The sequence below is a fragment of the Streptomyces sp. NPDC056486 genome (assembly GCF_042795295.1).
In the GTDB taxonomy this organism is placed as follows: Bacteria; Actinomycetota; Actinomycetes; order Streptomycetales; family Streptomycetaceae; genus Streptomyces.
The window spans coordinates 13226-33143 of sequence record NZ_JBHTSF010000010.1; the positions used below are offsets into that span (position 1 = coordinate 13226).

Consider the following 19918-nt stretch of genomic DNA (forward strand, 5'->3'; position numbering starts at 1 on the left):
AGCCTCAAGCAATGACCGTACAGAGCACGGAACTTGTCTCCGAAACCCCGTACATCTGGCGTGCCAGGCAACCCCGGAGCCGCCACCGGCTGATCTGCTTCCCGCACGCGGGAGCGGGCGCGACCACGTACACCGACTGGGCCCCGGCACTCCCGGAGGAGATCGAACTGGTCGCCGTGCAGCTGCCCGGCCGCCAGAACCGCATCGCCGAGGAGCCGTTCACCGAGGTCGGACCGCTCGTGAACGTGCTCACCCACGCACTGCGCCCCGTCCTGAGCGGCTCGTTCTCCTTCTTCGGCCATTCCTGCGGCGCGGCACTCGCCTTCGAACTGGCCAAGGCGCTGCGTGCCCAGGGGCGTCAGGGCCCGGAGCAGCTGTTCCTCTCCGCACAGCCGGCCCCGGGCGTGACCGGGATCCGACAGCTGCACGACCTCCCCGAGGACGAGTTCCACGCCGAAATGGTCGGACTCGGCGGCATCGACGAAGAGATCGTCCGTGACGAATTCGTCATGGCCTCCCTCCTCCCGGTGCTCCGTGCCGACTTCGGCCTCTGGGAGCGCCACACCACGGCCCCCCAGCCCCCGCTCGACTGCCCGATCACCGTCCTGGCAGGCGACTGCGACCCCCGGGCGCCGAAGGAGACGGCCGGCGAGTGGAGCAGGCAGACGAACGCCGGATGCAGCACTCACTTCTATCCGGGCGGTCATTTCTACTTTCTGGAGAAACCCGCGGAAGTGATCTCCCTCATCGCCGGGAAGATGCTGGCCCCCGCGGTGAACGGGAGGACCGCATGACGGCCCCGGACGCGGTCGGCGCTCTCGACGACATCACCGCAGCCGCCCTGAAGGTCCCCGGCGTCGACGACGCGGTCGCCGTGGTCCGCAAGGGCGTGCGGGCAGCGGCGCCTCAGCGCGCTGCCGACCAGGCCCCGCGGGAGCCCGCACTCATGGATGCGGCACCGGCCGACCTCGACGGCGGTCCTCTGAGCATCCCGGACGGCGCACCCCGCACCCTGCAGGAGGCTCTGCGCGCGGCGGCCGAACTCGCGCCGGACAAAGGCACGATCTTCATCACCAAGGGCAATGAAGACGTGTTCCAGACCTATCCCGCGCTGCTTGCCGAAGCCGAACGCGTGCTGGCCGGACTCCGCGCCGCCGGTCTGCGCCCCGGCGACGCCGCACTGTTCCAGTTCGACGACAACAAGGCCTATCTCACCGCCTTCTGGGCCTGTGTGCTCGGCGGATTCGTGCCGACCCCGGTCGGCGTCGCCACGACGTACCGGACGCCGAACGAGACCAACAGGAAACTCCACAACGCCTGGCACCTGCTCGGCCGCCCCGTGCTCCTCACCGACGACGCCACCGCGGGCGCGCTCGCCGGGGTACGGGAGCTCTGGAGCGAACCCGAGGTGCGCATCCTGACCGTCGGCGAGCTGGCCGCCTGCCCGCCCGACACCGCGTGGTTCGATGCCACCCCCGAATCGCCCGTGCTCAACCTCCTCACCTCGGGGAGCACGGGTGTGCCCAAGTGCGTGCAGCACACCAACGCGAGCGTCGTCGCCAGGTCGCTGGCCGTCGCCGAGCACTGCGGCCTGACCGGTGACGACATCAGCCTCATCTGGATGCCGTTCGACCATGTCACGGTCGCCATGTACAACGTCCGCGACGTGTTCCTGCGGTGCCTGCACATCAACGCCAAGATCGAGCACTCGCTGGGCGACCCGCTGCTCTGGCTCGACTGGGTCGACCGATACCGCGCCACGAACACCTGGGCGCCGAACTTCGCCTTCGCCATGGCCAACGAACGCGCCGAGGAGATCCGCACACAGCGGTCGTGGGACCTGTCCTGTCTGCGCGAGATCACCAACGCCGGTGAACCGGTGGTCGCGTCGACCAGCCACCGGTTCCTGGAGCTGCTGGCTCCGCACGGGTTGCCCGCCGACGCCATGCGGCCGGTGTGGGGCATGTCGGAGACGTGCTCGGGGGTCACGTACGCCCGCCAGCACCTCGATGACAGGGGCGCGGGCACCGTCTCCGTCGACCCTTCCTCGCTGAGCGGGAACATCCGTCACGTCGACCCGCTCGACAAGGACGCCGTGGTGCTCTCCTCGGTGGGACGCCCCCTTCCCGGAGTGCGGATCCGCGTCGTGGACGACACCGGTGCGGTGGTGCCCGAGGGGCGCCTCGGCGAGCTGCGCATCCGCGGCCTGACGATGATGCACGGCTACTACGCGAACGAGGACGCCAATCGCGAGTCGTACGACGAGGACGGCTGGTTCCGCACCGGTGACCTCGCGTTCGTGCACCGGGGCGAGGTCGTGATCGCGGGCCGCAAGAAGGACCAGATCATCGTGCGCGGCATCAACTACATGGCGCACGAGATCGAGAGCGTCGTCGAGCAGGTCGACGGAGTGCGCGTCACCTTTGCCGCCGCGGCCGGTGTGCGTGAGCCCGGCGCGGGCTCCGATCAGCTCGTGGTCTTCTTCGTGCCGCTCCAGTGGGACAGCGACGCGCTCTCCGTGGCCACCGAGGCGGTACGCGCCACCCTCGTACGCGAAGTCGGTATCGCACCCGACCTGTTGGTCCCCGTCACCGAGGCGGAGTTCCCGAAGACGGGGAGCGGAAAGATCCAGCGGGGCGCGCTCGTGGACGAGTTGCGCGCCGGAACCTACGCCGGCCGGGTGATCGGTGACCGGCAGGAGCAGGAACAGCCGGACACCTGGCTCTTCCGGCGGCAGTGGGCCGAAGCACCCCCGGCCGCCGAGGCGACGGGCGGCGACCGCGGGGTAAGGATCGTGTTCGCCGAGGACGACGACCTGCGCCTCCTGGACATCGACGGGCCGTTCGTCACCGTCCGTCGCGGCGAGGCGTTCGCCGAGGAGGCGCCGGACCGCTACCGCGTCAGGACGGACGACAGGGCGGAGCTGCGGCGGCTGCTCACCGCGGTGACCTCGGCGCACGGTCCGGTGTCGACGGTCGTGCATGCCCTGCTTCCGGCGCCCGGTTCAGACCCCCTCTCCCGGCTCACGGCGGCGACCGCCGATGTGACCTCCCTGGTCGGGGCGCTCACCGATGCGGAGTCAGATCATCCGCTGCTGCTCGTCCTCACCGCGGGCTCGGTCCGCGTGCACGACGGCGACAGCGTCGACCTCGGTACCTGCGCCCTGCCCGCACTCGTACGAACCGCGGTCAGTGAGAGCGCCTCGCTGACGATCCGCCAGCTCGACCTGCCGGCCGACACCGGCGCGTGGGCGCAGGCCGTACGCACCGAACTCGCCGACCGGCAGCACGCGGGGGTCATCGCCGCACGGCAAGGACGGCGGTGGCAACCGCGACTGTCCCCCGTCGGGGAGGACAGCGGGCCGAACACCGCTGCGCCGCCCGTGATCGCGGGCGGAACGTATCTGGTCACCGGCGGGCTCGGCGGTATCGCACAGGACATCGCGTCCTACCTCGTTGCCGTCTACGGGGCCCGGCTGCTACTCGTGGGCCGCTCGCCGGCCGATGGCGAGAAGTCCGGCCGCCTCGCCGAACTGGCCGCACTCGGCGATGTCGTGTACCAGCAGGTCGATGTCGCCGACACGGCAGCCCTGGCAGGGGCGGTCGCCGAGGCCGAGGCACGCTGGGGGCGGCCGCTCGACGGCGCGCTGCACCTGGCGGGAGCCGATCCGACCGGTCAGTGGGCCGACCTCGAACAGCACACGGTCGCGCGTGAGTCGCCGGAGAGCTTCGCCGTCCAGTACCGCGCCAAGGTCGCCGGAACACTGGCCGTGGCAGATGTCCTCGCCGTACGCCCGGACGCCTCGCTCGTGCTTTTCGGTTCCGTCAACGGGCAATTCGGCGGACATTCCTTCGGTGCCTATTCCGCGGCCAACGGATTCCTCATCGGATTTGCCGACCACTGGTACTACGAACGCCGTCGTGCAGTGCAGTGTCTGTCCTGGAGCATGTGGACCGGCATAGGAATGAACCGCACGCAGTCGGACGCACCGGCCCGCAGCCGTGGATTCCGTTCCATCGAACCTGCCGACGGATTGAGGTTGTTTCTCGACGCCGTCGCGGCGCCCCATCATTCGCTGATCGTCGGCCTCGACCTGGCGAATCCGTCCATCGTCGACGAATTGGTTCCCGAGCAGCTGCGGGCCAGCGAGATTCTCGTCGCCTACACCGCCGACGGGGTCGAACCTGAGACGGTCCGTGCGGCTGTCGCGCCGAGCATACGTGACAGTCAGGTGCCGGTGCGTCTGGTCGAAGTGCCGTACATTCCGCGAGACATGAGCGGTGCTGTGGACGCCGCCCGACTGCTGCTCGACGCCGCGCCCGACAAGAAGAGCCGACGGTTCACGGCGCCCGAGACCGATCTGGAGCGCCGTGTCGCGGCCCTCTGGTCGAACTCCCTCAACCGGCCGGAAATCGGCAGGGAGGATTCGTTCTTCGACCTCGGAGGCAATTCGATCCGGGCAACTCGTCTGCTCACGCTGGTCGATGACATGTTCGCGGTCCGTGTCGCGACGCAGGAACTCTACGAGAACCCGACCGTGGCCGGGATGGCGGAGATCCTCGAGCGGCAGGGAGCGAACTGACCGAAGCGCGAAACAGCCGCGGGTGAGCAGCCCTGCCGGGGACCGGCGTCCTGTCGACAGGACATGATCCGGCTGGGCGGGGTGCTCACCGGCGGTGCATTTGCTTGACCCCACAGCACGCAGACCGGAAAGTATTCGACGTGGGAATCCCGCTGCCGCCCGTGAAATCAAGGATGCGGCGCAGTGCGATGTGAAACGGGAATCCGGACCGCATTCCTTCGAGCTTCCAGAGCCGAGCTTCCAGAACCCACGACCGCCGAACTGTCATGCGCGATTGGCGCTGAGGCCCGAGCATGATCCGGCCGCCGTCCATGTCCGCGCAGGATGACCGATCGAGGAGTAGACGCGAAATGATCCCTCTGTCCTTTGCGCAGCGGCGGTTGTGGTTCATCGACCGGTTCGAGGGGCCTTCAGCGACGTACAACATCCCGTTCGTGCTGCGTCTGAGCGGGGCGCTGGACGTGAGCGCGCTCTCCGCCGCGCTGCGCGACGTCGTCGCCCGGCACGAGAGCCTGCGCACGCTGTTCGTCGAGGACGCCTTCGGTATGCCCGTGCAACTGGTCCAGCCGGCCGAGGGCCTGCTGTCGGCCGTGCCGGTCGTCGAGGTGGGATCCGCCGGCATCGATGCCCTGGTGGCCCGGGCGGCCTCTCACCGGTTCGACCTCTCCACCGAGATCCCGGTGCGGGCACAGGTGCTGCGCAGCGGCCCCGAGGAGCACGCACTGGTGCTTGTCGTGCACCATGCCGCCGCCGACGGCGAGTCGATGGCGCCGCTCGGCCGCGACCTGGCCACCGCCTACGCGGCCCGGCTGCGGTCCGAGGAGCCGCAGTGGCCCGAACTGCCCGTGCAGTACGGCGACTACACGTTGTGGCAGCGGGAGGTGCTCGGGGAGGGCGACGACCCGGGAAGCGTGCTGTCCACCCAGCTCGGCTACTGGCGCGACGAGCTTGCCGGGGCGCCGCAGCAGCTGCGGCTGCCGACGGACCACCCGCGGCCGTCGGAGGCCAGCCACCGTGGTGAGGCGGTCGAGTTCACGATCGACTCCGAACTCACCGCGGCGGTCGGGGAACTGGCCCGTGCGCGCGGCCTGACGCTGTCGATGGCGATGCAGTCGGCTCTGGCCGTACTGCTGCACCACCTGGGCGCGGGCGAGGACATCACGATCGGGTCCACCATCGCCGGGCGCACCGACGAGGCGCTGACGGACCTGGTCGGCTTCTTCGTCAACACCTGGGTGCTGCGGACCGACCTGTCGGGCAACCCGTCCCTCGGCCACGTGCTCGAGCAGGTACAGGACAAGGCCCTGAACGCCTACGACAACCAGGCGGTGCCTTTCGAGCGGCTCGTCGAGGCCCTGAACCCCGAGCGCTCCACGGCCTACCACCCCTTCTTCCAGGTGATGTTCAGCTGGCAGGGCAGCGCCCACCTCGATCTCGATCTGCCGGGCCTGACCGCGCGGCTCGAGGCCGTTCCCACGCAGACGGCCAAGTTCGACCTGGAGTTCAACTTCGCGGTCGTCGAGCAGGGCCTGCGCTGCACCCTGGAGTACGCGACCGATCTCTTCGACCGGGCGACCGTGGCGCAGACGGGCGAGCGTTTCGTACGGGTGCTGAGGCAGCTCGTGGCCGAGCCGGACGCGCGGCTCGGCGCGGTGGACGTCCTGGCACCGGCCGAGTACGAGCTGCTCGCGGGACGCAACGACACGGCGGCCCACACGCCCGACGTGACCGTTCCCGAACTCTTCGCGCGCCGGGCCGCTCTGTCGCCGGACGCGATAGCGGTCGTGTCCGGTTCGCAGGAACTGACGTACGCGCAGCTCGACGCGCGTGCCGACAGGATCGCCCACGAACTCGCCCTGCGCGGCGCCGGTCCGGAGACGCTTGTCGGCCTGGCGCTGCCCCGCTCCGCGGACCTGGTGGCCGGGCTGCTCGGCATCCTCAAGTGCGGTGCCGCGTATCTGCCCATCGACCCCCGCTACCCCAGCGCACGACTCGGCCTCATCCTCTCCGAGGCGCGGCCGCAGCTGATCCTGACCGAAACGAGCACCGCGGGCGTGCTGCCGGACTCCGGCACTCCCCGCGTCCACCTCGACGAGATCGATCTGACGAGCGGCCCGGCAGAGCGCCCCGCCGTGCCGCCCCGGCCGGACAACGTGGCGTACGTGATGTACACCTCGGGTTCCACGGGGACGCCCAAGGGCGTCGCGATCACCCACCACGGCGTGGTCAACGGTGTGACCCGCCTTGCGTCGTCCGTGGGCCTGGTGCCCGGATCGCGGATGCTCGCCGGGACGTCCGTCAACTTCGACGTGTCGGTGTTCGAGATCGTCACCACCCTGGCCAGCGGTGGCACCGTAGAGGTCGTCCGCGACGTGCTGACCTTGGGTGAGGAGGGCGGCTGGGCGGGCAGTGTGATCAGCACGGTCCCCTCGGTCTTCAGCGAGCTCATCGACCACATCGCGGGCAAGACCACGGTCGACAGCGTGGTGTTCGCCGGTGAGGCACTGCCCGCGTCCCTCGTCCGACGGGTGCGGGACGCCTTCCCGGGCGTACGGGTCATCAATGCTTACGGGCAGAGCGAGAGCTTCTACGCCACCACCTACGTCGCCCCCCAGGAGTCCGGACCTGACAGTTCCGGCAGTGCGCCGATCGGGGTGCCGCTGGGCAACATGCGGACCTATGTGCTGGGGCCGGGACTGACCCCGGTACCGCCGGGCGTCGTGGGAGAGCTGTACGTCGCGGGCGCGGTGGGCCGGGGCTATCACGGCCGGGCCGGACTGACGTCGGAGCGCTTCGTGGCCGACCCCTTCGGGCCGCCCGGGGAGCGCATGTACCGCACCGGGGACCTCGCGCGCTGGAACGCCGAGGGGCAGCTGGAGTTCGCCGGCCGTGACGACGCACAGATGAAGGTCAGGGGCTTCCGGATCGAGGCGGGCGAGGTCGAGGCCGCGCTGACCGCCCACTCCGGCGTGGCACAGGCGGTGGTGACCACCTACGACCGCCCCGGCGGCAGACAACTGGTGGGCTACGTGGTCTCCACGGGCGCGAGCGGCGGCACCGTCGAGAGCCTCGGGCAACTCGAGGTCGACCTGACCGCCGGAGTGTCGGTGGCGGAGCTGCGGGCCTTCGTCTCCGAGCGGCTGCCGGAGTTCATGGTCCCGTCCGCCTTCGTGATGCTGGACCAGCTTCCGCTCGCCCCGAACGGCAAGCTGGACCGGGCCGCGCTGCCGGTGCCGGAGTTCACGGGCGAGACCTACCGGGCGCCGAGCTCCGCGCGGGAGGAGGTTCTCGCCGCGGTCTATGCGGAGGTGCTTGGTCTCGACCGGGTCGGGGTCGACGACGACTTCTTCGCCGTCGGCGGGGACAGCATCCGCTCCATCCAGGTGGTGTCGCGGGCCCGGGCGCAGGGTGTGGAGGTCACCCCGCGCGAGATCTTCCAGTGCCGAACCGTGGCCGAGCTGGCCTCCGTGGTCGGCGAGCGCACCGGTGAGGCCACCACGCTGCAGGAGCTCGAGGGCGGTGGCGTCGGACGCATGCCGCTGACGCCGATCGCCCGCTACCTGACCGAACTGGGGGGCGGCATCGGCCGGTTCGCGATGTCCGCCGTGGTGGATCTGCCGGACGGCATCGACGAGGACGGGGTCGTGAGCACGCTGGCCGCCGTTCTCGACCGTCACGACGTGCTGCGCTCCCGCCTTGTGGACGGCGCCATGGAGGTGGACCCCCCGGGGTCCACGGACATACGGGCACTCATGCGCCGTGTGGGGTCCGATGGGGATGTGCAGGGGGAGTTGGATGCGGCGGCGGGCCGGTTGGATCCGATGGCGGGGGTGATGGCGCAGTTCGTGTGGTTCGCCGGTGCGGGGCGGTTGTTGATCGTGTTGCATCACTTGGTGGTGGACGGGGTGTCCTGGCGCATTCTGCTGCCGGATCTGGCGGAGGCCTGGGGTCGGATACGTGAGGGTGAGGCGCCCGGGCTGACCGCGCCGGTGACATCGGTCAGGCGCTGGGCACACGCCCTGGCGGACGATGCCGTCGGTGCGGAGCGAGTGGCGGAGCTCGCCCTGTGGCGCTCGGTCGTCGAGGGCCCCGACCCGCTGCTCGGGGCGCGTGCCCTGGACCCCGCCGTCGATGTCCAGTCCACGCTGGAGAGCCTGTGGGTACGGCTGCCGGCGGCGGTGACGCGGGTGTTGTTGGGTGAGGTGCCTGCGGCGTTTCGTGGTGGGGTCAATGACGGTCTGTTGGCGGGGCTTGCGTTGGCGGTGGCGCGGTGGCGGCGGGTGCGGGGTGTGGATGAGTCGTCGGTGTTGTTCCGGCTTGAGGGGCATGGCCGGGAGGAGGGTGTGGTTGCGGGGGCTGATCTGTCTCGTACGGTGGGTTGGTTCACCAGTGCTTTTCCGGTGCGGCTCGATGTCGCGGAGGTGGATCTGGATGAGGCGTTCGCGGGTGGGTCTGCCGCGGGTGCGGTGGTCAAGTCGGTCAAGGAGCAGTTGCTCGCGATCCCGGACAAGGGTCTTGGCTATGGTCTGCTGAGGTATCTCAACGATGAGACGGGTGCGGTTCTCGCCTCTCGTTCGACCGGTCAGATCGCCTTCAACTACTTGGGGCGTTTCTCCTCGTCCGACATGCCCGAACACCTCCAGGGCCTCGGCTGGACCCGCTCCCCGGGCACGGGCGAGCTGATCCCGGAGATGGACGCCGACATGCCGGCGCTGTCCCTGCTCGACGTGAACGCGCTGGTGACCGACGACGGGCAGGGGCCGCAGCTCAGTGCCCGGTTCGCCTTCCCCACCGGTGTGCTGTCCAGCGAGGACGTACAAGAACTTGCCGATCTGTGGTGCACCGCCCTCGAAGGCCTGGCCCGGTATGCCGTGACGCCGGGCGCGGGCGGGCTCACCCCGTCCGACGTGCCGCTGGTGTCGGTGCGCCAGAGCGACATCGAGGCCTGGGAGAAGCGGTACCCGGGTCTTGTGGACGCCTGGCCGCTGACCGCCCTGCAATCGGGTCTGCTGTTCCACGCGCTGCTGGCCGACACCACGTTCGACGCCTACCACATGCAGATGGTCCACCACCTGTCCGGACGGGTGGACCCGGACCGGATGCGGGCCGCCGGGCAGGCGCTGCTCGACCGCTACGCCAACCTGCGCACCGCGTTCACGGCGAACGCCGCCGGTGACCAGGTCCAGCTGGTGCTCGACGGAGTGGAGCTGCCGTGGCAGCACCTCGACATGAGCGGTGCGGACGAGGACGAGCGTGCACAGGCGATGAGCAGGTTCCTGGCGGAGGACCAAGCACGCCACTTCGACCCCGCCGAGCCCCCGCTGCTGCGTATGACGCTGGTGACGACCGGACCGGAACGGTCGGAACTCGTCCTCACGGCCCACCATGTGCTGATCGACGGCTGGTCCGTGCCGCTGCTGATGCAGGACCTGCTGCGGCTGTACGGCTCCGGGGGCGATGCCTCCGTACTGCCGAGGGTGCGCGGGTACCGGGACTTCCTGACCTGGCTGTCACGGCAGGACCGTACGGCGGCCGCCGACGCCTGGGCGGACGAACTCGACGGCATCGACGAACCCACCCTCCTCGCCCCCGGCGCCGGTTCGGAACTCCACACCGAAGTGGGGCAGGTCGCCGTCCCGGTCCCCGCCGAACTGGCGCGGACCCTGACCAGGCGCGCCGCGGAACTGGGCATCACCCTCAACACGCTGGTGCAGGGCAGCTGGGGTCTGCTCCTCAGCCGTCTCACCGGCCGGCGTGACGTGGTGTTCGGCACGACGGTCTCGGGCCGCCCGCCCGAGGTCACCGACGTGGACACGATGGTGGGGCTGTTCATCAACACCCTTCCGGTACGCGTCAGTTGCCCGCCCGGGGACTCTCTCGCCGGCCTGCTGAGCGGACTGCAGGACCGGCAGGCCGCACTGCTCGACCACCACCACTACGGACTGGCCGACATCCAGCAGGCCGCCGGGCTGCCCACGCTCTTCGACACCGTCGTCGTCTTCGAGTCCTACCCGGTCGACCGGGCCGGGATCAGCGCGGCGCACGGCGAGGCCGGCGTCGCGATCACCGGCATCACCCCGTTCACCGGAAGCCACTACCCGCTGGTGGTGACGGCCGACGCCGACCCCCATCTGCGGCTGGCGCTGCAGTACCACCACCATGTGTTCGACCACGAAACGGTGTCCGCCATCGCCGGCCGCTTCGAGCGCGTGCTGCGACAACTGGCGTCGGACCCCGAGCTCGTGGCCGGGCAGCTCGACGTGCTCGACTCGGCGGAACTGCACCAGGTCCTCGTCGAGTGGAACGCCACCACGCGCCACGTCCCGCCCGCCACTTTCCCCGAACTCGTCCAGGCGCAGGCCGCCGAACGCCCCGACGCCCTCGCCGTGGAGGACGAACAGGTCCGGCTCGGCTACCGCGAGCTGGAGGAGCGCGCCAACCGACTCGCTCACCATCTGCGGGCGCTGGGCGCGGGCCGGGAGTCCGTGGTCGGCCTGTGCGTCGAACGCGGAGCGGACCTCGTCGTCGGGTTGCTCGGCATCATGAAGGCGGGCGCGGCCTACGTTCCGCTCGACCCGGGGTACCCCGCCGACCGGCTCGCGTACATGCTGGGCGACTCGGGCGCCCGCCTCGTGGTGAGCGAGCGGCAGTCGCGCACCGGGCTTGGCCCCACCGACGCCGTCGTCGTCGACCTCACCGAGGACCGTGACCGGATCGCGCAGCAGCCGGCCACCCCCGTACCCGACGGTCCTGGCACCGACGACCTCGCCTATGTCATCTACACCTCGGGCTCGACCGGCCGCCCCAAGGGCGTTCTCGTGACCCATGCCGGCGTCGCCAACCTGGCCGCCGCGATGGCCGACCGGCTGTGCGTCACTCCCGACAGCCGCGTCCTGCAGTTCGCCTCCTCCAGCTTCGACGGCGCCGTCATGGAGGTGCTGATGGCGCTGCCCAACGGCGCGACGCTCGTCATGCCGCCGCACGGCCCCGTCGTCGGCGAAGCGCTCCAGAGCTTCCTGAGGGAACGGCGCATCAGCCATACCCTCCTGGTGCCTTCCCTGGTGGCCACCCTCGACCCCGAGGGTCTCGACGATCTGCGCACCCTCGTGGTGGGCGCCGAGGCCACCAGCGGGGACCTGGTGGCACGCTGGTCCGAGGGCCGCCGCATGATCAACGCGTACGGGCCGACCGAGAGCACCATCGTGGCGACGCTGAGCGCGCCGCTCAGCGGTTCGGCCCTGCCGCCCATCGGCAGTCCGCTTCCCAACACTCAGGTGTATCTGCTGGACGACGCGCTGCGCCCGGTGCCCGTCGGGTGCGCGGGCGACCTCCACATCGCGGGACCCCACCTGGCCCGCGGCTACCACGGGCAGGCCGGTCTGACGGCCGAACGCTTCGTCGCCAACCCGTACGGCGAACCCGGCAGCCGGATGTACCGCTCCGGTGACGTGGCGCGCCGGCGCACCGACGGCAGCATCGAATACCTGGGCCGCTCCGACGACCAGGTGAAGATCCGCGGCTTCCGCATCGAACTCGGTGAGATCGAGGGCGTGCTGGGCGGCCACCCGGATGTCGAGCAGGTCGTGGTGGTCGTGCGTGAATCGGCAGCGGGCGGCCGGCTCCTCGCGGCCTACGCGGTCCCCGCGACCGACGACACCGACGGGCTCACGGCCACGCTCCGCGCGCACGCCGAAGCGGGGCTGCCCGGCCACATGGTTCCCTCGGCCTTCGTGCTCCTGGACTCACTGCCGATGACGTCCAGCGGCAAGCTGAACCGATCGGCACTGCCCGCCCCCGAGTTCGGCGGAGCGGAGGAGAGCAGGGGGCCGCGGAATCCTCGCGAGGAGCTCCTGTGCACCTTGTTCGCCGAGGTCCTTGGAGTGGAGCGTGTCGGCATCGACGACGACTTCTTCGCGCTGGGCGGGCACTCGCTGCTGGCCACCCGGCTCGTCAGCCGCATCCGTGCGACCGTCGGGGCGGAGGTTGCGGTACGGGCCGTCTTCGACTCGCCCACCGTCGCGAGGATCGTCGAGCAGTTGTCGGGCGGGACGTCGGCCCGGCCCGAGCTGCGGCGCCGCGCACAGCTGCCGCCGCGGGTACCGCTGTCGTACGCGCAGCGCCGTCTGTGGTTCGTCGACCGCTTCGAAGGGCCGTCGGCCACGTACAACCTGCCCCTCGTACTCCGGCTGACCGGCGAGCTCGATGTGCCGACTCTCCGGAGCGCCCTGCGCGACGTGGTGGCCCGCCACGAGACGCTGCGCACGCTCATCGACGAGGACGAGAACGGCGTGCCGTTCCAGCGGGTCGTCCCGGCCGACGAGATGCCGCTCTCGATGCCCGTCGTCGACAGCGACCCGGCCGGTGTGGACGGTGCGGTGGCCGAAGCGGTGGCCCACGTGTTCGACATCTCCGCCGAACTCCCCGTACGGGCGAGCGTGCTGCGCTGCGGTGCGCACGATCACGTCCTGGTCCTTGTGCTCCATCACATCGCCGGTGACGGCGAGTCGATCCCGCCGCTGATGCGCGATCTGGGCACCGCCTACGCGGCGCGCAGCGAGAACGAGGCACCTCGATGGCCAGGGCTGCCGGTGCAGTACGCGGACTACACGCTGTGGCAGCGCGAACTGCTCGGCGACGAGACCGATCCTTCGAGCGTGGCGGCCGTCCAGTCCGCTTACTGGCGGGACGAGCTCGCCGATGTGCCGCAGCCGCTGCAGTTGCCGACCGACCGCCCGAGGCCGGCCCGGTCCAGCCACGGCGGTGACATGGTGGACTTCGCACTGGACCCCGAACTGGCAGCGGCGGTGGAGGAGTTGGCCACGGCCCGTGGGGCGACCGTCTCCATGGTGCTGCAGTCGGCGTTCGCGGTCCTGCTGCGGCAGCTCGGCGGCGGGGACGACATCACCATCGGTTCCCCCATCGCGAACCGCACCGAGGACTCCCTCGCGGATCTGGTCGGGTTCTTCGTCAACACCTGGGTGCTGCGCGTCCGGACGTCGGACAACCCCTCGTTCACCGAGGTCCTCGACCAGGTCCGGCACAAGGCGCTGACGGCGTACGACCATCAGGACGTCCCCTTCGAACGGCTGGTGGAGCTGCTCAACCCGGACCGCTCCACCGCGTACCACCCGTTGTTCCAGGTCATGTTCGGCTGGCAGAACATCGTGCGCGAGGACTTCGAGCTGAGTGGCCTGCGGGTGGCGCTGAACACGGTCGCCACGGAGACCGCCAAGTTCGACCTCTTCCTCACGATGGCCGATGTCCCCGGGACCGGTGTGCTCGGCGGCCTCGAGTACGCCACCGACCTCTTCGACAGGGCCACTGCCGAAGAGATCACCTCCCGCTTCGTACGAACCCTGCGACAGCTCGTCTCGGAGCCCGACGCGCCGGTCGGTGCGGCCGAACCGGTGCGGGCGGGTGCCGGGCGGCAGGCGACCGTCCAGGGCACCCGCATCGACCTGACCGAGGTCGAGGCCGCCCTGACCGGGCATCCCGCGGTGGCCGAAGCGGTCGCCGTCACGCACGACGGCGGAGGCACCGGCCGACGCCTTGTCGCCTATGTCGTCCCGGACGGTGCCGGGGACACCGGCGAGAGCATGGACTTCACGTCCGGCGTCTCCGCGGTGCAGCTGCGGGAGTTCCTGACGGGCCGTGTACCGGACGCGATGGTCCCCTCGGTCTTCGTCGTACTGGCCCGGCTGCCCCTGACGCCGGACGGGCTGACGGACCTCGGGGCCCTGCCCGAACCGGTGTTCACCGGCGGCGACTACCGGGCGCCGCGAACCGTGGCGGAGTCCGTCCTTGCCGGGGTCTACGCGGAGGTGCTCGGTCTCGACCGGGTCGGGGTCGACGACGACTACTTCCTGGTGGGCGGCGACAGCATCCGCTCCATCCAGGTGGTGGCGCGGGCGCGGGCCCAGGGCGTCGAGATCAGCCCCCGGCAGGTCTTCGAACTGCGCACGGTCGCCGAACTGGCCGCGGCGGCGAGCGCCCAGAACGGCATGGGCACGGTTCTGGCGGAGCTGGAAGGAGCGGGCGAGGGCTGGATGCCGCTGCTGCCCATCGCCCAGTACCTGCTCGAACTGGGCGGGGACATCGACCGGTTCGCGATGTCGACCGTCGTGGAGCTGCCCGAGGGCATCGACGAGGCCGGACTCGCGGCGACGCTCGGCGCCGTTCTCGACCGTCATGACGTGCTGCGCTCCCGCCTTGCGGACGACGGGCTGCGGGTCGCCGCCCCGGGGTCGGTCGATGCCGCGCGGCTGATCCGCCGTGTGGGGTCCGGTGGGGATGTGCAGGGGGAGTTGGATGCGGCGGCGGGCCGGTTGGATCCGATGGCGGGGGTGATGGCGCAGTTCGTGTGGTTCGCCGGTGCGGGGCGGTTGTTGATCGTGTTGCATCACTTGGTGGTGGACGGGGTGTCCTGGCGCATTCTGCTGCCGGATCTGGCGGAGGCCTGGGGTCGGATACGTGAGGGTGAGGCGCCCGGGCTGACCGCGCCGGTGACATCGGTCAGGCGCTGGGCACACGCCCTGCGTGACGAGGCGGCGGGCGCCGACCGCGTATCCGGCGAACTGCCGCTGTGGCAGGACATTCTGGAGGGCCCGGACCCGCTGCTCGGGACACGTCCCCTTGATCCCTGGCTCGACGTCCGCTCCACGGTCGAAAGCGTGTCCCTGCGGCTGCCGGCGTCGGTGACGCGGGTGTTGTTGGGTGAGGTGCCTGCGGCGTTTCGTGGTGGGGTCAATGACGGTCTGTTGGCGGGGCTTGCGTTGGCGGTGGCGCGGTGGCGGCGGGTGCGGGGTGTGGATGAGTCGTCGGTGTTGTTCCGGTTGGAGGGGCATGGCCGGGAGGAGGGTGTGGTTGCGGGGGCTGATCTGTCTCGTACGGTGGGTTGGTTCACCAGTGCTTTTCCGGTGCGGCTCGATGTCGGGGAGGTGGATCTGGATGAGGCGTTCGCGGGTGGGTCTGCCGCGGGTGCGGTGGTCAAGTCGGTCAAGGAGCAGTTGCTCGCGATCCCGGACAAGGGTCTTGGCTATGGTCTGCTGAGGTATCTCAACGATGAGACGGGTGCGGTTCTCGCCTCTCGTTCGACCGGTCAGATCGCCTTCAACTACTTGGGGCGTTTCTCCTCGTCCGACATGCCCGAACACCTCCAGGGCCTCGGCTGGACGGAGGCGGCCGACGCGGCCGGTCTCGCCACGGCGACCGATCCGGGCATGCCTGCCATGGCGACCGTGGACATCAACGCGTACGTCACCGACCGGCCGCAGGGCCCCGAGCTGGAAGCCCGGTTCGACTTCCCCGCCGGTCTGCTCACCCGCGACGAGGTCCAGGAACTGGCGGACCTGTGGAGCGATGGCCTCGAAGGCATCGCCCGGTATGCCGTGACGCCCGGCGCGGGCGGGCTCACCCCGTCCGACGTGCCGCTGGTGCCGGTGCGCCAGAGCGAGATCGAGGCCTGGGAGAAGCAGTACCCGGGTCTTGTGGACGTCTGGCCGCTCACGGATCTGCAGTCGGGTCTGCTGTTCCAGTCCCAGCTCGCCGAATCCGGCTACGACGCCTACCACGTACAGCTCGTGCACCATCTGACCGGCGAGGTGGACCCGGCCCGGCTGCGCACGGCAGGACAGGCCCTGCTGGACCGGTACGCCAACTTGCGCACCGCGTTCGTCAGCGATCTGGTCGGCGACCGCGTTCAGCTCCTGCAGGACGGTGTCGAGCTGCCGTGGCGGGAGATCGATCTGCGGGGTCTGGACGAGGACCGGCGAGACGCGGCGTTCGAGCGGTTCCTGGCCGAGGACCAGGCCGTCCACTTCGATCCCGCCGAGCCCCCGCTGCTGCGTATGACGCTGGTACTCACCGGCCCGGCGGAGGCCGAACTGGTCTTCACCGCCCACCATGTGCTGTTCGACGGGTGGTCGCTGCCGCTGCTGACACAGGATCTGCTGCACCTCTACGGCTCCGGGGGCGATGCCTCCGTACTGCCGAGGGTGCGCGGGTACCGGGACTTCCTGACCTGGCTGTCGCAGCAGGACCGTGCCGAGTCCGAGCGGGTGTGGGCCGCCGAGCTCGAAGGAGTCGACGAACCGACCCTCATCGCCCTCAAGGCCCCGGCCGACGCCGAGCAGAGCGGCGTCGGGCACCTGGAGATCCCGCTGTCCTCGGAGGTCTCCCAGGAACTGTCGCGGCGGGCCGCCGAGTTGGGCGTCACGCTGAACACGCTTCTGCAGGGTGCCTGGGCGATGGTGCTCGCCGGTCTGACCGGGCGGCGGGACGTGGTGTTCGGCACGACCGTGTCGGGAAGGCCGCCGGCTCTGCCGGACGCGGACTCGATGGTCGGTCTGTTCATCAACACCCTGCCGGTACGCGTCCCGCTGTCCCCCGGGGACACGCTCGGCCAGATGCTCAACACGCTGCAGAGCCGGCAGGCCGCGCTCCTGGACCATCACCACCACGGGTTGGCCGACATCCAGCGCGCGACCGGGCTGCCCGTTCTGTTCGACAGCGTCGTCGTCTTCGAGTCCTTCCCGGTCGACCGCACGGCCATCACGGAGGCGAACACGGCCGCCGGCATCTCCGTCACGCGGGTCAGCGCGGAGAACGGCACCCACTACCCGCTCGGCATCGCGGCCACGGCCGATCCGCATCTTCGGGTGGCCATGCAGTACCAGGAGTCCCTGTTCGACCAGGGCACCGCCGAGGGCATCGCCGAACGCTTCGCGCGGGTCCTGCGGCAGATCGCGGCGGACCCGGCTGTCCCGCTCGGCCTGGTCGACCTGCTGTTGCCCGCCGAACGGGACCGGATTCTGACCGAGGCCAACGACACCGCGGTGCCCGTACCCGGGGGAACCGTCCCCGAACAGTTCGCGCGCCAGGTCACCGCGACACCGGACGCGGTCGCGGTGCACTTCGAGGACACGGCGCTGACCTACGCGGAGATCGACACCCGGTCGAACGAGCTGGCCCATGAACTGATCCGGCGCGCGGTGGGACCGGAGTCGGTGGTGGCGGTGTCGGTACGGCGATCGCCGTACCTGGTCGTCGCACTCCTTGCCGTGCTGAAGGCCGGTGGTGTGTACCTGCCCGTCGACTCCGCCGTTCCCGCGGAGCGGATCGCGCTCATGATGTCGGACTCCGGGGCGTGCCTGTCCCTCGTGGACGCGACGACCGAGGCGGCTCTGTCCGAGCTGCCCGTGCCCCGACTGCGGGTGGACGAGCCGCTGCCGGGGGCCGACGGCAGCGCGGTCGACAGCGCCGCGCTGGTCGACAACACCGCCTACGTCATCTACACCTCCGGCTCGACGGGCCGGCCCAAGGGAGTCGCCGTCACGCACCGCGGAATGGCGTCCCTCGTGGAATCGCACGTCGACCGGCTCCAGATGACCGCGGACAGCCGCATGCTCCAGCTCGTCTCGCCGAGCTTCGACGTGTCGCTGTGCGAAGTGTTCACCGCGCTGCTCTCGGGAGCGAGCGTGGTGCTGGCCGACACCGAGCGGCTGGTGCCCGGAACGCCCCTGGCCGAGACGGTGGAAACGCACCGGGTGACGCATGTGCAGCTCACGCCCACCATGCTCGCGGCGATGCCCGTCGGATCGTTCTCCACCGTGTCCTGCCTCGTGATCGGCGGTGAGGTGGCTCCTCCGGAGCTGGTCGCCACCTGGTCCTCCGGCCGGCGCATGGTGAACGTCTACGGGCCGACGGAGATCACCGTCTGCGCCACCATGAGCACGCCGCTCGTGGGGGACGGCGGCGCCCGCCCGATCGGCCGGCCCGTCGCGAACACCCGGGTGTACGTACTCGATGACGCCCTGCGGCCGGTACCGCCCGGTGTTGCCGGAGAGCTGTACATCGCGGGTTCGGGCGTGGCGCGTGGCTACGTCGCACGGCCGGATCTGACGGCCGGTCGGTTCGTGGCCTGCCCGTTCGGAGGGCCCGGTGAACGGATGTACCGGACGGGCGATGTGGTCGCCTGGACGCCGGAAGGGGACCTGGTCTTCCGGGGACGGACGGACGAGCAGGTGAAGATCCGTGGCTTCCGGATCGAGCTCGGCGAGATCGAATCGGCGCTGCGCGCGCTCCCCGCGGTCGAGGAGGCCGTCGTCGTGGTCGACGACCGGCCGGGCGACCGGCGTCTTGCCGGGTACGTGGTGGCGGGCCCGGAGGGTGCCGACCCGGCCGAGCTGCGCAGCGCGCTGCACGAAGGGCTGCCGAAGCACATGGTGCCGTCCACGATCATGATCATCGATGAGGTGCCGTTGACCGCGAGCAAGAAGCTGGACCGGCGTGCGCTGCCGGCTCCGGACTACGCCGGCGCGTCGACCGGTGAGGCGCCGCGGACCACGCGGGAAGCCATTCTGTGCGGTCTGTTCGCCGAGGTACTTGGCCTCGACGAGGTGGGCGTCGCCGACAGCTTCTTCGCCCTCGGCGGCCATTCCCTCCTTGTCAACCGGCTCATCACCCGCATTCGCGCGGTGCTCGGGGCCGAGCTGCCGCTTCGCGTCGTCTTCCGGTCGCCCACCGTCGCCGAACTGGCCGCCTACCTGGAATCGGGCAATGGCCCGGCCGATGGCGCGGACGCGTTCGCTCCGGTGCTGACTCTCAAGAGCGAGGGGGACAAGGAGCCGCTGTGGTGGATCCACCCCGGTGGCGGATTGAGCTGGCCGTATCTGGGCTTCGCCAACCTGCTCCCCGAGGACCGGCCGGTACTCGGAATCCAGGCGAAGGGCTTCGACGGGTCGAAAGCGCTGCCCGAGTCGGTCGAGGCGATGATCGCGGACTATGTGGCGGAGGTGCTGGCCGTCCAGCCCGAGGGCCCGTACTTCCTCATGGGGCTCTCGAGCGGTGGCACGCTCGCGCACGCGATGGCCGCCGAACTCCAGCGACGTGGGCACGAAGTGGCCCTGCTCGCCCTCCTTGACAGCGTTCCCAGCAGCTATCTGGCCGGCCGGCCGCTGCCCACCGAGACCGAGTTCCGTGACTACTTCGCGGAGCATCTGACCAGTCTGGTGGGCGCGGACGACTACGAGTCGTTCGTGGACAACGCGGTGGCGATCGGCGTCAACTACACCGCTCTCATGCCCGAGTTCGCCGTGCCCGCCTACCGCGGCGACGCCCTGCTCTTCAACGCGGTGCCGAAACCGGAAGGTTCGTACGCGGACCTGTGGCGTCCGTACATCCTCGGCACCCTGCGCCGGCACGACATCCACAGTGCCCACGAGGACCTGTATCTGCCGGGACCGGCAGCCGAGATCTGCAACATCATCAGCCAGGAACTCGCCGGGAACTGAGGGATGACTGCACAGGCGGGCCAGTTCAGTTCAGCTTTTCACTGAG

The 19918-nt window shown here is 70.2% G+C and carries 3 protein-coding genes; all 3 read left to right on the forward strand.

The genetic code is table 11. The annotated features are described in order from the left end of the window. Nucleotides 1–11: 11 nt before the first annotated feature. The 3 genes from ACFQ7F_RS07010 (at nucleotide 12) to ACFQ7F_RS07020 (ending at nucleotide 19872) form a co-directional block, all read left to right on the forward strand. Entirely contained in the window at nucleotides 12–794 is a 783-nt protein-coding gene (locus tag ACFQ7F_RS07010) for a thioesterase II family protein (protein WP_383267269.1), read from the forward strand. Beyond that, entirely contained in the window at nucleotides 791–4582 is a 3792-nt protein-coding gene (locus tag ACFQ7F_RS07015) for an SDR family NAD(P)-dependent oxidoreductase (RefSeq protein ID WP_383267272.1), read from the forward strand. Before ACFQ7F_RS07010 ends, ACFQ7F_RS07015 begins: the two co-directional genes overlap by 4 nt. Before the next feature lie 350 nt (nucleotides 4583–4932). Next, nucleotides 4933–19872 (forward strand): amino acid adenylation domain-containing protein, encoded by a 14940-nt coding sequence (locus tag ACFQ7F_RS07020; RefSeq protein WP_383267275.1) that lies wholly within the window; start codon nucleotides 4933–4935, stop codon nucleotides 19870–19872. The last annotated feature ends 46 nt before the right edge of the window (nucleotides 19873–19918 follow it).